Consider the following 14,578-nt stretch of genomic DNA (forward strand, 5'->3'; position numbering starts at 1 on the left):
GCCGCTACGAGGACACGGTCCTCTGCGGCCCCGCATTCCGTGCCTACCCCACCGTTCCGCTGTTCTGTGAGGTGTGGCACGATGCTGGCCACCCCATGCCGCCGCGGCAGTCCCACCGGTGGCGCCGCCCACCCGGGCGTCCTCGATCCACAGGAACCACAGGAGACATCCCGCGTGCAGACCTCCGAGCTCCCGGACCTCGCGCACACCGACACCAAGCCGCTGCACTGGCTCGCCACCGCGGCGGCCATGGCCGCCGTCGTCGCGGCCGCCGGACTGCTCCAGCCGGACCCCACGGCCTCCGCGTCCACCCCCCACCGCACCAAGGCGCAGCACGGCACCACGACCGTCACCGCCCCCGATCCGGCACGGGCCGACTTCCCCCTGGAATGCGGCGGACTGGAGAGCACCGTGGCCAAGCAGGCCACCGGCGACCTCGACGGTGACGGCCGCCCCGAGACCGTCGCGGTGGTCCACTGCGCGGCCGGCTCCGGCACCCCGCCCAGCGGCGTCTACGTCCTCACACGCGGAAGCGGGGCCGCACCGCGGGTCGTGGCGACCCTGGTGGACCCCGCTCAGGCGATGAGTATCGGTGACTTCGCGGTGCGTGACGGAATCATTTCGGCCACTCTGCTCGGCTACTCCTCCGACGAGGTGGCGCGCTGCTGCCCCGACCAGCAGGAGCAGGTCACCTGGCAGTGGCGGGGCGGCGCGTTCGTCCGCGCCACCCAGGCCGCCCCGAGCAGCGCCTGACCCGTCACCGCGAGTGACCGAGGACCCGCGACCGCCGGATCAGGCGGCCTCGGGGCCGTACACCTCGACGCTGTCCGAGACGCGCCGGACGTGGATGCAGTCACCCGGGCACTCCTTGGCCGAATCGACCACGTCCTGGAGGAGCGGCAGCGGAACGGGCGTGGTGGCGCCCGGGTCCTGAAGCAGCTCGTCGTCGGCGCTCTTCACATAGGCCAGACCATCGATGTCCAGCTCGAAGACCTCGGGCGCGTACTGGACGCAGATGCCGTCGCCCGTGCAGAGATCCTGGTCGATCCAGACCTCCAGATCCTGCGCGTCGCCACCGTTGGGAGCGTCCTGCTGCACGGTCATTTCTCCTGCCGTTCCCTGCGTATCCGAACCAAAAGAAGCCAGCCCTGACGGGTGTTGAACGGTTCGACGATACAACCGGCCGCTTTCCGATGTTGAAGGGTGGGTATTCCCCTGACACGAGGGGGAACGCAAGGGTGAAGATCGGACACGCCCCGCAGTCTTTGTGATCTAGGGGTTTCAATCATCACCCACCCAGGTAGGGTCAGGAAGCGTCCAGCTCCCCTTGGAGGAGGTGAGGACCGTGGCAGCCCACGACGACGACATCAACCGCGGCATCCGGCCCGGGCGGGGGTCCGAAGACCCAGCCGGCCAGGTCGCCTATCTCGAGCAGGAAATCGCCGTCCTGCGACGTAAGCTCGCCGACTCTCCGCGCCATACGAGGATTCTCGAAGAGCGGATCGTCGAGTTGCAGACCAACCTGGCAGGCGTGTCCGCACAGAATGAGCGGCTCGCCAACACACTGCGCGAGGCCCGCGACCAGATCGTGGCCCTCAAGGAAGAAGTCGACCGGCTCGCACAGCCGCCGGCCGGGTTCGGTGTGTTTCTTCAGGGCAATGAGGACGGCACCTGCGACATTTTCACCGGAGGCCGAAAGCTCCGGGTGAACGTCAGCCCCAGTGTCGAGCTCGACGACCTCCGGCGCGGCCAGGAAGTCATGCTCAACGAAGCGCTCAACGTGGTCGACGCCATGGAATTCGAGCGGGCCGGGGACATCGTCACCCTCAAGGAAATCCTTGAGGACGGCGAGCGGGCCCTGGTCATCGGGCACACCGACGAGGAACGGGTGGTGAGGCTCGCCGAGCCGCTGCTGGACATCACCATCCGCCCCGGCGACGCCCTCCTGCTCGAACCCAGGTCCGGCTACGTCTACGAAGTGGTTCCCAAGAGCGAGGTCGAGGAGCTCGTCCTCGAAGAGGTACCGGACATCGACTACGACAAGATCGGCGGTCTGGGCGACCAGATCGAGCTGATCCGGGACGCGGTCGAACTTCCCTACCTCCACCCCGACCTCTTCAAGGAACACGAACTGCGTCCGCCGAAGGGCATCCTGCTCTACGGTCCGCCCGGCTGCGGCAAGACCCTCATCGCCAAGGCCGTCGCCAACTCCCTTGCCAAGAAGGTCGCCGAAGTCACCGGCCAGCCGGCGGGCAAGAGCTACTTCCTCAACATCAAGGGCCCGGAGCTCCTCAACAAGTACGTCGGCGAGACCGAGCGGCACATCCGCCTGGTCTTCCAGCGTGCCCGTGAGAAGGCGAGCGAGGGCACGCCTGTCATCGTCTTCTTCGACGAGATGGAGTCCCTCTTCCGTACCCGTGGATCCGGCGTCAGCTCGGACGTGGAGAACACCATCGTCCCCCAGCTGCTCGCCGAGATCGACGGCGTGGAGGGCCTGGAGAACGTCATCGTCATCGGCGCCTCCAACCGCGAGGACATGATCGACCCCGCGATCCTGCGGCCCGGCCGCCTCGATGTGAAGATCAAGATCGAGCGCCCGGACGCGGAGGCCGCGAAGGACATCTTCGCGAAGTACCTCACGCCTTCGCTGCCACTGCACGCCGACGACCTCTCGGAGCACACCGGCTCCAAGGAGGCCGCCGCGCACGCCATGATCCAGTCGGTCGTCGAGCGGATGTACACCGAGTCCGAGGAGAACCGCTTCCTCGAGGTCACGTACGCCAACGGCGACAAGGAAGTCCTGTACTTCAAGGACTTCAACTCCGGCGCGATGATCCAGAACATCGTCGACCGGGCCAAGAAGATGGCCATCAAGGCCTTCCTCGACCAGGGCCAGAAGGGCCTTCGCGTCTCCCATCTCCTCCAGGCATGCGTGGACGAGTTCAAGGAGAACGAGGACCTGCCGAACACCACCAACCCGGACGACTGGGCCAGGATCTCCGGCAAGAAGGGCGAGCGGATCGTCTTCATCCGCACGCTCGTCACCGGAAAGCAGGGCGCGGACACCGGTCGCTCCATCGACACGGTGGCGAACACCGGGCAGTACCTGTAGAACGCGGACAGGCTGCGGATGCCCGCCGGGTATCCGCAGCCGGTTGCTTTCGGTCCCGATCGCGCGACACCGCAGCAATGACGCAATTGATCTCCCCACCAGCACAGAGGCGCTCTAGGCTCTTGCGTACCGCCCGGTCGCGCAGTGCGTGGACGGGCAGTGCACGCGCACCGACAAGCAGCGGTACTTGAGCGCCGCCCCTCAAGGGAGCGCCGCCGGGCAAGGAGGGCCGCATGACCGTACGGCGAGTAATGGGCATCGAGACGGAGTACGGGATCTCCGTCCCCGGCCACCCCAACGCCAATGCCATGCTCACCTCGTCCCAGATCGTCAACGCCTACGCAGCGGCGATGCACAGGGCGCGCCGCGCCCGCTGGGACTTCGAGGAGGAGAACCCGCTGCGGGACGCGCGAGGTTTCGACCTCGCCCGCGAGACCGCGGACTCCAGCCAGCTCACCGACGAGGACATCGGCCTCGCCAATGTCATCCTCACCAATGGGGCCCGCCTCTACGTCGACCACGCACACCCGGAGTACAGCTCCCCGGAAGTCACCAATCCGCGGGACGCGGTCCTCTGGGACAAGGCCGGCGAACGCATCATGGCCGAGGCCGCCGAGCGCGCGGCCCAGCTTCCCGGCGCCCAGCCGATCCACCTCTACAAGAACAACACCGACAACAAGGGCGCCTCGTACGGCACGCACGAGAACTACCTGATGAAGCGGGAGACCCCGTTCTCCGACATCGTGCGCCATCTGACCCCGTTCTTCGTCTCCCGCCAGGTGGTCACCGGCGCGGGACGCGTGGGAATCGGTCAGGACGGCCACGAGCACGGCTTCCAGATCAGCCAGCGCGCCGATTACTTCGAGGTCGAGGTCGGGCTGGAGACCACGCTCAAGCGCCCCATCATCAATACCCGCGACGAACCCCACTCCGATGCCGAGAAGTACCGCCGGCTCCATGTGATCATCGGGGACGCGAACCTGTCGGAGATCTCCACCTACCTCAAGCTCGGCACCACCGCCCTGGTCCTCTCGATGATCGAGGACGGCTTCATCAACGTCGATCTCGCGGTCGACCAGCCGGTACGCACCCTGCACCACGTCTCCCACGACCCGACCCTGAAGCACCTCATCACGCTGCGCAGCGGCCGTACGCTCACCGCGGTGCAACTGCAGATGGAGTACTTCGAGCTGGGCCGCAAGTACGTCGAGGAACGGTACGGGGCGGACGCCGACGAGCAGACCAGGGACGTGCTGATCCGCTGGGAGGACACCCTCAACCGGCTGGAGAACGATCCGATGAGCCTGTCCGGCGAGCTCGACTGGATCGCCAAGCGGGAGCTCATGGAGGGCTACCGCCGCCGCGACAGCCTGGACTGGGACGCGGCGCGGCTGCACCTGGTGGATCTGCAGTACGCCGATGTACGGGCCGAGAAGGGCCTGTACAACCGTCTGGCGGCCCGCGGGAAGATGAAGAGGCTCCTGGACGAGAACGAGGTCGAGCAGGCCCGTACGAGGCCTCCGGAGGACACCAGGGCCTACTTCCGCGGCCGCTGCCTGGAGCAGTACGCCGATGACGTGGCGGCGGCCTCCTGGGACTCGGTCATCTTCGATCTGCCGGGTCATGACTCGTTGCAGCGGGTACCCACCCTGGAACCGCTGCGCGGCACCCGTAATCACGTCAAGGAGCTGCTGGACCGCTGCCGCACGGCGGAGGAGCTGGTCCAGGTCCTGTCGGGCGGCTGAAAGAGCCGGGATCGGGGAATCATCGGGATGACCCCCGGACGTTGAGGGAAAGTACCGGGCCGATGTCGGAGCCCGTGGGTAGGGTCTGATCAAGTGCTTCGAACCGAGCGGGGTGAGCTAGATGGCGACCAAGGACACCGGCGGCGGACAGCAGAAGGCGACGCGTTCCACCGAGGAGGTCGAGGAGCAGGCGCAGGACGCGCAGGCTTCCGAGGACCTCAAGGACCGCCAGGAGAAGCTGAGCGACGACGTCGACTCGGTTCTGGACGAGATCGATGATGTGCTTGAGGAGAACGCCGAGGACTTCGTGCGTTCCTTCGTTCAAAAGGGTGGACAGTAGTTCACGGATGTGAACGCGGGGGAGTGGAGAGCGGTGCGCGCGGTACGGGCCGGGTCGGCCCGTACCGCGCGAGCGCAAACGGCACCGCGAGCCGTGCGGCTGCCCCCGCGGATCATGTGGATCACCGCCACGGGGCGGGTAGGGTCCGTGGCGTAACCGCATCAACTGCAATTCGGCCATCGGCAAGTTGGGAGACGATCCTGACGCCTTGCTCAGGGCCGTCGTTTACCTGGAGGGAAACGCGTGGAAGCCAACACTCGTAGCACCGGGCGTCTACCAGCTGCCTTCCTGACGCCGGGATCCTCTTCGTTCATGGATTTCCTGTCCGACCACTCGCCCGGGATGCTTCCGGGCAACCGGAACCTGCCGCCCCTCCAGGGGGCCATCGAGGCGCCGCACGGGACGACGATCGTCGCGGTGACGTTCTCCGGCGGTGTGGTGCTGGCCGGTGACCGGCGCGCGACCATGGGCAATGTGATTGCCCAGCGTGACATCGAGAAGGTCTTCCCGGCCGACGAGTACTCGGCGGTGGGCATCGCCGGCACGGCCGGACTGGCCGTGGAGATGGTCAAGCTCTTCCAGCTGGAGCTGGAGCACTTCGAGAAGGTCGAGGGCGCCCAGCTCTCCCTGGAGGGCAAGGCCAACCGGCTCTCCACCATGATCCGCAGCAATCTGGCGATGGCCATGCAGGGCCTCGCCGTCGTGCCCCTGTTCGCCGGCTTCGACGTGGACCGCGAGAAGGGCCGGATCTTCTCGTACGACGTCACCGGCGGCCGCTCCGAGGAGCACGGGTACGCGGCCACCGGCTCCGGGTCGGTCTTCGCCCGGAGCTCGATGAAGAAGCTCTACCACGGGGACCTGACGGAGCAGGAGGCCCTCACCCTGGTCGTACAGGCGCTGTACGACGCCGCGGACGACGACTCGGCGACCGGCGGTCCCGATGTGGCCAGGCGGATCTACCCGATCGTCACCGTCATCACCGACGAAGGCTTCCGGAAGCTGGACGAGGCGGAGTCCTCCGAGATCGCCCGCTCGGTCCTGGAACGCCGGCTGGAACAGCCCGACGGCCCGCGCGCCGCGCTGCTCTGACCCCCGTTCCGCTGCTTCTTCGATGCTCTCGTCACTGACAGAAAGGGACGGATAACCGGTGTCGACGCCGTTCTATGTCTCACCTCAGCAGGCCATGGCCGACCGGGCGGAATACGCCCGGAAGGGCATCGCCCGTGGTCGCAGCCTGGTTGTGCTGCAGTACGCCGACGGCATTGTGTTCGTCGGCGAGAACCCGTCCCGCGCGCTGCACAAGTTCAGCGAGATCTACGACCGGATCGGTTTCGCCGCCGCCGGTAAGTACAACGAGTACGAGAATCTCCGTATCGGCGGAGTGCGCTACGCAGATCTGCGCGGATACACCTACGACCGTGACGATGTGACGGCGCGTGGACTGGCCAACGTGTACGCGCAGACGCTCGGCACCATTTTCTCCAGTGCGGCCGAGAAGCCGTACGAGGTGGAGCTGGTGGTCGCCGAGGTGGGCACCGATCCGGAGGGCGACCAGATCTACCGGCTGCCGCACGACGGCTCGATCGTCGACGAGCACGGCTCGGTCGCGGTCGGCGGCAACGCCGAGCAGATCAGCACCTTCCTGGACCAGCGGCACCGCGACGGGATGACGCTCGCCGAGGCGCTCAAGCTGGCGGTGCAGGCGCTGTCGCGCGATCCCAACGGCAGCGAGCGGGAGATCCCCGCCGAGCGGCTGGAGGTCGCGGTGCTGGACCGTACGCGGCCCCAGCAGCGGAAGTTCAAGCGGATCGTCGGAAGGCAGCTGGCACGGCTGCTGGAGGCGGACGGCGGCTCCGCGCCGACGGACGCCCCGTCCGACACCGAGGAGGGCGAGGGCGACTCGTCCGCCGCGGCTGACACGCCCAAGTCCACCGACTCCGGTGGTGACGTGGAGTAGCCCGTCGAAGGACGGTCCACCGCTGTCGACCGTGCCCCGGTCCGCCCCTCCCGGCGGGCCGGGGCATCGTCATGCCCGCGGGGCGTCCGCGGGCGGGGGTGCCGAGGAACCGCGGGCCACCAGATGCACGGGGAGGCTGCCCGTCTCGGTGGGCCGGTCGTCCAGGACCGCCAGCAGGGCGGCCATGCCGTGCTTCCCGACCTGCTCGGCGGGCAGCCGCACGGTGGTGAGCTCCGGCTCGACGGCCGTGGCCAGGGCCAGATCGTCGAACCCGGTGACGGACAGGTCGTCGGGCACCCGGAGGCCCAGTCGCCGGGCGGCCTTGCAGGCGCCGGCGGCGAGGATGTCGTCGTCGCAGACGAGGGCGGTGGGCCGGGGGCCCGGGGCGGCGAGCGTGTGCTCAGCCGCGATGCGGCCAGCGTGGACGTCGAGCGCCGCCGTGACGGTCCGCACGGAGGTACCGGGCACCGACCGCAGGGTGTCGTGCAGCGCCCGGCCGCGCACCGCGAAGGTCCAGGAGTCGACCGCCGACGCCAGGTGGACGAAGCGGCGGTGGCCGAGAGCGAGGAGATGCTCCGCGACCTGCCGCATCCCGTCGGCGATGTCCAGATTGACGCGGGCCGCGACGCCGGTGTCCGCCGGGTCGCTGTCGAGCATGACCAGTGGCAGCCCGGCGCCGCGCAGCGCGTCGAGCGCCCCGGCGGCCATGGAGGAGGCGATCACGCCGTCCAGGGAAGTGCTCGCCGAGGCGAAGGGATCCCGGGCCGGTCCGGTGCCGTCGGGGGACGGGTAGAGCACGACGCCGAAGCCGTGTTCGGCGGCGACCTCGGCGGCGCCGGTGTAGACGCGGGCGAAGAACTCGTTGGTCAGCGCGGGGACGACCAGCAGCGCGGTCCTGGTGCTGCCCAGGCGCAGACTGCGGGCGGCGAGATTGGGCCGGTAGCCGAGGCCGTGGGCGGCGTGCCGGACGCGCTCGGCGGTGGCCTCGGAGACCCGGCCCGGCCATTTGCCGCCGAGCACCAGGGAGACGGTGGCCTGCGAGACGCCTGCGGCCCGCGCGACATCGCGGCTGGTGGGCCGGGTCGGGGCGGGCTGTGGTGCGCTGGTCACTCGGGCCTCCGGGCCGGTCGGGGCAGGCGCCGTGAGGTGGACCTGCGGACTGGGCACATGGTACGTATGAGCTTCGACGTTATACGTAAAACCTCTGGGTGGCGGAAAGCCCCCGAGGGAGAGGGGCGACAGGACATGGCCGCGGGATATCTGGACATCCTCCGGGCGCGGCATGCCGCCCGCCTGCTGGCGGGAACCCTGGTGGGGCGGCTGCCCAACGGCACCGCCCCCGTCGCGATCGTGCTGTTCACCCGCGCCGAGGGCGGCAGCTACGCCCTCGCCGGAGCGCTCGCGGCCGTGTACGGGCTGGCCACCGCGGTCGGCCAGCCGCTGCTGGGCCGCGCCGTGGACCTGTACGGCCAGCCACGCGTCCAGCTCCCGGCCGCCGTGGTGTCGGCGCTGGGCATGGCCCTGCTGGCCCTGGTGGGCCTCGGATCGCTTCCGCTGGCCTACGGGGCGGTGGCGGTGGCCGGGGTCTTCACACCGCCGCTGGAGGGCGGCCTGCGGGCTCTGTGGCCGAGCGTGCTGGGCGGTGAGGAGCGGGTGCACCGGGCGTACGCCATGGACGCCGTGGCCCAGGAGGTCATGTTCACCGTGGGGCCGCTGCTGGTGACGGTGCTGGTCTCGCTCTGGTCGCCCGCCGCCGCCCTGCTGGTCATCAACGCGTTGGGCGTCCTGGGGGCGCTCTCCGTCGTCCTCTCCGAGCCCTCCCGGGCGTGGCGTTCCGCACCCCGCGAGGCGCACTGGCTGGGCGCGCTGCGCTCACCGGGGCTGCTGGCGCTGCTCGGGTCGTTCTTCTTCGTCGGACTCGCGCTGGGCTCGATAACGGTGGCCGGTGTGGCCTACGCCGACGACCACGGCCGCGAGTCGGTGTACGGCTGGCTGATGGCCGCGCTCGGGCTGGGCGCGCTGATCGGCGGCGCGGTCTACGGGGCACGGCAGTGGGCCGGGGCGCCGGAGCGCCGGCTGCGGGTCATCGTCGCGTTGCTGGCACTGGGCTATCTGCCGCTGATGCTGACCCCCGGAGTGGTCGCCATGACCGCACTGGCGGCAGTGGCCGGAGTCTTTCTCGCGCCCGCGATCGCCTGCTCCTTCATCGTGGTCGACCGGCACGCTCCCCGGGGCACCGTGACCGAGGCGTTCTCCTGGCTGGTGACGACGTTCGGGGTGGGCGCGGCGGCGGGAACGGCCGTGGCGGGCCCGGCCGTCGAGCTGGGCGGCACCTCGTGGAGCTTCGCCGTCGCGGGGGCCGGTGGGGTGGCGGCGCTGCTCGTCCTGCTGGCGACGGGAAGGGTACTCGCAGTTCCCGGGCGTACGGCCGTTTCCGTACGGGGATCGGAAAATGATCGAAACGGTGCTGTCGAACCCGGTTTCAGCTCAGGCCATCAGGCGTAATGTTCAGTCATGGACCGCCGCATTTTCGGGCTGGAGAACGAGTACGGCGTCACGTGCACGTTCAGGGGACAGCGCCGACTGTCCCCTGATGAAGTGGCGCGCTACCTCTTCCGCCGTGTTGTGTCATGGGGCCGCAGCAGCAATGTCTTTCTGCGGAACGGCGCCCGCCTCTACCTCGACGTGGGATCGCATCCGGAATATGCAACCCCCGAATGCGACAACCTGACCGAACTGGTCACTCACGACAAGGCCGGCGAGCGCATTCTCGAAGGCCTGCTCGTCGATGCCGAACGCCGCCTGCACGAGGAGGGAATCGCGGGCGACGTCTATCTCTTCAAGAACAACACCGACTCGGCGGGAAACTCCTACGGATGCCACGAGAACTACCTCGTGGCACGGCACGGAGAATTCTCCCGGCTCGCGGACATCCTCATTCCCTTCCTCGTCACGAGGCAGCTGATCTGCGGCGCGGGCAAGGTGCTGCAGACCCCCCGGGGCGCGGTCTACTGCGTCAGCCAGCGTGCCGAGCACATCTGGGAGGGCGTCAGTTCCGCGACCACGCGTTCCCGCCCGATCATCAACACGCGTGACGAACCGCACGCCGACGCGGAGCGCTACCGCCGCCTCCACGTCATCGTCGGCGACTCCAACATGTCCGAGACGACCATGCTGCTCAAGGTCGGCGCGACCGATCTGGTGCTCCGCATGATCGAAGCGGGCACGGTGATGCGGGACCTGACGCTGGAGAACCCGATCCGGGCGATCCGCGAGGTCAGCCACGACACCACCGGGCAGCGCAAGGTGCGCCTGGCCAGTGGTCGTGAGGCGTCCGCCATCGAGGTGCAGCGCGAGTACTACGAGAAGGCCGTCGACTTCGTCGACCGCCGTGGCATCCGTACCGGAACCGTCGCCCAGGTCCTGGAGCTCTGGGGCCGCACGCTCGACGCGATCGAGGCCGAGGACCTCGACCGGATCGAGACCGAGATCGACTGGGTGATGAAGTACAAGCTCATCGAGCGGTACCGGGCCAAGCACAACATGACCATGTCGCATCCGCGGGTCGCCCAGATAGACCTCGCGTACCACGACATCCACCGTCGTCGCGGCCTGTACTACCTCCTGGAGCGCAAGGGACAGGCCGCCCGCGTCTGCAACGACCTGAAGATCTTCGAGGGCAAGTCCGTGCCCCCGCAGACCACCAGGGCGCGGCTGCGCGGCGACTTCATCCGCAGGGCGCAGGAGCAGCGGCGGGACTTCACCGTCGACTGGGTCCACCTCAAGCTCAACGACCAGGCACAGCGCACCGTGTTGTGCAAGGACCCGTTCCGTTCGGTGGATGACCGAGTGGAGAAGCTGATCGCGGGTATGTGAGCCGGCACCGCACGATCCCGGCCGCCGACGCGACGCGGGCCCCGTACGTTCCTCGTACGGGGCCCTGCGTACGCCCTAGAGTGTCGGGGACTCACCCAACTGTGCCGTCTGAGATCTGAGGAACAAGTGCGCCGACTTGCCGGCCTTCTCGTCGTCCCCCTGTTGCTGCTGACAGCGGCCTGCGGCGACGAAAAGGGCTCCGATTCCGTTTCCGCTTCCGCCACGTCGAAGGACGGGTTCCCCGCGATCACCGCGGGCGCGAAATTCGGTGAGAAGCCGACCCTGGCCAAGGGCACGGGGAACCCGCCCAAGGAGCTGAAGACCAGAGTCGTCAGCGAGGGAGACGGCGCCACGCTCAAGAACGGCGACGCGATCCAGGTCAACTACCTCGGTCAGTCCTGGGATTCCGACAAGCCGTTCGACAACAGCTTCGACCGCAAGCAGCCGTTCGACCTGACCCTCGGCGCCGGCATGGTCATCCAGGGCTGGGACAAGGGCCTCGTCGGCCAGAAGGTCGGCAGCAGGGTCCAGCTGGTCATCCCGCCGGAGCTCGGATACGGCGACCAGGGCCAGGGCGACATCAAGCCCAAGGCCACGCTCGTCTTCGTCGTCGACGTCCTGAAGGCGACGCAGATCCCGGCCTCCGCCAAGGGCACCGAGGTCGCCCAGGACAACATCGACCTGCCGAAGGTCGGCACCAACACGGACGGCAAGGCCCCCAAGGTCACCATCCCGACCAAGAGCGACCCGCCGTCGAAGCTCGTCTCCAACTACATCCTGGAGTCGAAGGGCGACGTGGTGAAGGACACCGACAGCGTCGTCGTGAACTACGTGGGACTGCTGTGGAAGGACGGCAAGACCTTCGACAGCACCTACGCCGCGGGCAAGACGCAGACCTTCCCGCTCGCCCAGGTGACCCTGAAGGGCCTGAAGAACGGTCTGGTCGGCAAGAAGATCGGCAGCCGGGTGCTCCTGGTCATCCCGCCGGACCAGGGCTTCGGTGACAAGGCGCAGCAGACCATCCCCGCCAAGTCCACGCTGGTCTTCGCCGTGGACCTGCTGGCGAAGATGTAAGACTGTCCCGGTTGCCCAGTTCATCATCAAGAGGAGCAAGTCAGTGAGCATCGAGAAGCCCGAGATCGACTTCCCGGGTGGCGAGCCGCCGGCCGAGCTGGAGATCAAGGACATCTGGGAGGGCGACGGCGCGGTCGCCAAGGCGGGCGCCACCGTCTCCGTCCACTACGTGGGCGTGTCCTTCTCCACCGGCGAGGAGTTCGACGCCTCCTGGAACCGCGGCGCCCCGCTGCAGTTCCAGCTCGGTGCCGGCCAGGTCATCGCCGGCTGGGACCAGGGTGTTCAGGGCATGAAGGTCGGCGGCCGTCGCCAGCTGACCATTCCCTCGCACCTCGCGTACGGCGACCGCGGCGCCGGTGGCGGCCGCATCGCGCCCGGCGAGACGCTGATCTTCGTCTGCGACCTGGTCGCCGTCTGATCCGCATCCGTGCGATACGAGGGCCCGTGCCACCAGGCACGGGCCCTCGCTTTTGTCCCGGCACCGCGTAGCGGTACGGTCGACCGTCGTAGAGCGAAACAGAAAGGGCGTCGATGGCGATTGCCAAGGCCGAGCGGCTGATGAACCTGGCGCTGTGCCTGCTGGGAACCCGCCGCCCGCTCAGCAAGCGCGAGCTGCGCGGCTCCATCGAGGCCTATCTGGAAGCGGGCTCCGACGACGCCTTCAACCGGATGTTCGAGCGCGACAAGGACGATCTGCGCGAGCTCGGTCTGATCATCGAGACCGTGGAGAACCTGGACGGCGACACGGGATATCTCGCCCGCCGCGACAGCAACCGGCTGCCCCCGATCACGCTGGACGCCGAGGAGGCCGCCGCGCTCGGACTCGCCGCCAAGGTCTGGCAGCAGGCCCGGCTGGCCGGTGCCGCCAGCGGTGCGCTCCAGAAGCTGCGGGCCGCCGGCATGCCGGAGGCCGAGGACACGTACGAGGTGCACAGCGCCCTCGAACCGCGCATCCCCGTCCACGAAGCGGCGTTCGAGCCGCTGATGCTGGCCTGCCGCGACCGCCGCCCGGTCACTTTCGACTACCGCAAGGGCAACGCCGCCACGTCCGAGCAGCGCCAGGTCGAGCCGTGGACCCTGGAGTGCTGGCGCGGACACTGGTACCTGGCCGGCTGGGACCGGGACCGCGGCGCCGAGCGGGTGTTCCGGCTCTCCCGGATCACCGGCCGGGTCCGCTCCCGGGCCGGGGCCTTCACCACCGAGGTGCCCGACGTCGTGACCGTACGCGAGACCGTCGAGAGCTGGGCGGGGGAGACGGCCACCCGGACCGCGCTGATCAGGCTCCGCACCGGAGCCGGCTACCCGCTGCGCTCGCGCGCCGTGTCGGTCCGGGAACTCGGGAACGGGTGGGACGAGTTGGAGATTCCGTACGGACACGGTCTGGACGCCTGGCTCGTCGAGTTCGGCCCGGACGTCGTCGTACAGGAACCCGCCGATCTGCGGGCCGATGTGGTGGACCGGCTGCGCGCCGTGGCCAAGGACTGAGAGAGGGACGGCAACCCATGGCCACGAACGCGATCGACCAGACCCGCCGGATGCTCTCCCTGGTGACGTACCTCCGCGAGCGCCCCGGCGCCCATGTCCAGGACGTCGCCCGCGCCTTCGGGATCACCGAGGACGAACTGATCTCGGACCTCGACGTGCTGCCCATGTGCGGTACGAGCTTCCGCGGCGGGGACCTGCTCGACATCGACACCGACGGCGACCGCATCTGGTGGCACAACCCGGACGACGTCGCCGAGCCGCTGCGGCTCGCGGCCGACGAGGCGACGGCCCTCCTGGTCGCCGCCCGTGCGGTGGCCACGCTGCCGGGGCTGCGCGAGAGCGACCGGCAGGCGCTGCTGCGCGCCACCGCCAAGCTGGAGACCGCGGCCGGCGAGGTGGGGGCGGCGAGCTCCCGGCTCTCGGTCACCTTCGAGTCCGAGGGCGGCGTCTTCGCCGATGTCGACCGGGCGATCTCCGAGCGGCGCCGCCTCTGGCTGCGCTACTACTCGCCCGCGCGCGACGAACTGACCGAGCGCGAGGTGGACCCGATCCGGCTGTTCGCCGTGGGGCACACGTACATGGAGGCCTGGTGCAGGTCGTCCGAGGACCGGCGTACGTTCCGGCTCGACCGGGTCGCCGAGATCCGGCTGCTCGACGAGCCCGCAGCCCCGCCCGAGCTGGAACTCCGGGACCTGTCCGAGGGGCTCGTCCAGCCGGCCGCAGAGGACCCGGAAGTCGTCGTGGAGGTGGGCCCCGGCGGACGCTGGGTCGCCGAGTACTACCCGCACGACAGTGCGCAGGAGCTGCCCGACGGCGGGCTCCGGATCACCCTGCGCACCCCCGACCCGGCCTCGCTGCGCAGGCTCGCGCTGCGGCTGGGCGGCGAGGGCCGCATCGTCTCCCCGCCGGAGCTGGCACGGAGCGCCCGGCAGGCGGCCCGTGCGGCGCTCGCCGCGTACGACGAACCGGCCTGAGCGGAAACCTGAGGA

Annotated in this window: 14 protein-coding genes and 1 pseudogene; 13 read left to right on the forward strand and 2 right to left on the reverse strand. The window is 69.0% G+C overall.

Features of this window, described 5'->3' with window-relative positions; genetic code table 11:
* Window positions 1–174 precede the first annotated feature (174 nt).
* On the forward strand, window positions 175–753 hold the full coding sequence (locus ACFVH0_RS31140) for a hypothetical protein (protein ID WP_385825637.1): 579 nt from the start codon (window positions 175–177) through the stop codon (window positions 751–753).
* Window positions 754–792: 39 nt separating this feature from the next.
* Here the strand turns inward: ACFVH0_RS31140 and ACFVH0_RS31145 are convergent, their stop codons facing one another.
* A complete protein-coding gene (locus ACFVH0_RS31145) occupies window positions 793–1,104 on the reverse strand; it encodes a ferredoxin (RefSeq protein WP_385825639.1) in 312 nt (103 codons plus the stop codon).
* 241 nt (window positions 1,105–1,345) lie between these two features.
* Between ACFVH0_RS31145 and arc the strand changes: the two genes are divergently transcribed.
* The 6 genes and pseudogenes from arc (at window position 1,346) to prcA (ending at window position 7,154) form a co-directional block, all read left to right on the forward strand.
* The gene (arc, locus tag ACFVH0_RS31150) at window positions 1,346–3,112 is read left to right on the forward strand and encodes a proteasome ATPase (RefSeq protein ID WP_266917056.1); all 1,767 of its coding nucleotides are present in this window, start codon (window positions 1,346–1,348) and stop codon (window positions 3,110–3,112) included.
* 233 nt (window positions 3,113–3,345) lie between these two features.
* Entirely contained in the window at window positions 3,346–4,857 is a 1,512-nt protein-coding gene (dop, locus tag ACFVH0_RS31155; RefSeq protein WP_385825641.1) for a depupylase/deamidase Dop, read from the forward strand.
* 121 nt (window positions 4,858–4,978) lie between these two features.
* Complete coding sequence (locus ACFVH0_RS31160) at window positions 4,979–5,197, forward strand: ubiquitin-like protein Pup (protein ID WP_266421631.1); 219 nt, start codon at window positions 4,979–4,981, stop codon at window positions 5,195–5,197.
* Between the two features lie 101 nt (window positions 5,198–5,298).
* A pseudogene (locus ACFVH0_RS31165) lies at window positions 5,299–5,489 on the forward strand (endonuclease domain-containing protein); the annotation flags it as partial.
* Window positions 5,441–6,286 (forward strand): proteasome subunit beta, encoded by an 846-nt coding sequence (prcB, locus tag ACFVH0_RS31170; RefSeq protein ID WP_385825643.1) that lies wholly within the window; start codon window positions 5,441–5,443, stop codon window positions 6,284–6,286. The pseudogene ACFVH0_RS31165 and the gene prcB, both read left to right, overlap by 49 nt.
* 58 nt (window positions 6,287–6,344) lie before the next feature.
* Window positions 6,345–7,154 carry a proteasome subunit alpha gene (gene prcA / locus ACFVH0_RS31175; RefSeq protein ID WP_385825645.1) on the forward strand — a complete coding sequence of 270 codons (810 nt, stop codon included), beginning with the start codon at window positions 6,345–6,347 and terminating at the stop codon, window positions 7,152–7,154.
* A gap of 69 nt (window positions 7,155–7,223) precedes the next feature.
* On the opposite strand, the gene ACFVH0_RS31180 is transcribed toward prcA, so the two are convergent.
* Entirely contained in the window at window positions 7,224–8,264 is a 1,041-nt protein-coding gene (locus tag ACFVH0_RS31180) for a LacI family DNA-binding transcriptional regulator (RefSeq protein WP_385825647.1), read from the reverse strand.
* Between the two features lie 135 nt (window positions 8,265–8,399).
* Between ACFVH0_RS31180 and ACFVH0_RS31185 the strand changes: the two genes are divergently transcribed.
* The 6 genes from ACFVH0_RS31185 (at window position 8,400) to ACFVH0_RS31210 (ending at window position 14,563) form a co-directional block, all read left to right on the forward strand.
* Window positions 8,400–9,659: an MFS transporter gene (locus ACFVH0_RS31185; RefSeq protein ID WP_385825649.1), complete on the forward strand. Its 1,260-nt coding sequence runs from the start codon at window positions 8,400–8,402 to the stop codon at window positions 9,657–9,659.
* 9 nt (window positions 9,660–9,668) lie between these two features.
* Window positions 9,669–11,030, forward strand: a complete 1,362-nt coding sequence (pafA, locus tag ACFVH0_RS31190) for a Pup--protein ligase (RefSeq protein ID WP_093541264.1) — start codon at window positions 9,669–9,671, stop codon at window positions 11,028–11,030.
* 126 nt (window positions 11,031–11,156) lie between these two features.
* Window positions 11,157–12,104, forward strand: a complete 948-nt coding sequence (locus tag ACFVH0_RS31195) for an FKBP-type peptidyl-prolyl cis-trans isomerase (protein ID WP_385825651.1) — start codon at window positions 11,157–11,159, stop codon at window positions 12,102–12,104.
* A gap of 43 nt (window positions 12,105–12,147) precedes the next feature.
* A complete protein-coding gene (locus tag ACFVH0_RS31200) occupies window positions 12,148–12,522 on the forward strand; it encodes an FKBP-type peptidyl-prolyl cis-trans isomerase (RefSeq protein WP_385825653.1) in 375 nt (124 codons plus the stop codon).
* 113 nt (window positions 12,523–12,635) lie between these two features.
* A complete protein-coding gene (locus tag ACFVH0_RS31205) occupies window positions 12,636–13,589 on the forward strand; it encodes a helix-turn-helix transcriptional regulator (protein ID WP_385825655.1) in 954 nt (317 codons plus the stop codon).
* A gap of 17 nt (window positions 13,590–13,606) precedes the next feature.
* Window positions 13,607–14,563: a YafY family protein gene (locus tag ACFVH0_RS31210; RefSeq protein WP_266917068.1), complete on the forward strand. Its 957-nt coding sequence runs from the start codon at window positions 13,607–13,609 to the stop codon at window positions 14,561–14,563.
* Window positions 14,564–14,578 lie beyond the last annotated feature (15 nt).

Source organism: Streptomyces sp. NPDC127117 (assembly GCF_042677325.1).
Classification (GTDB): Bacteria; Actinomycetota; Actinomycetes; order Streptomycetales; family Streptomycetaceae; genus Streptomyces.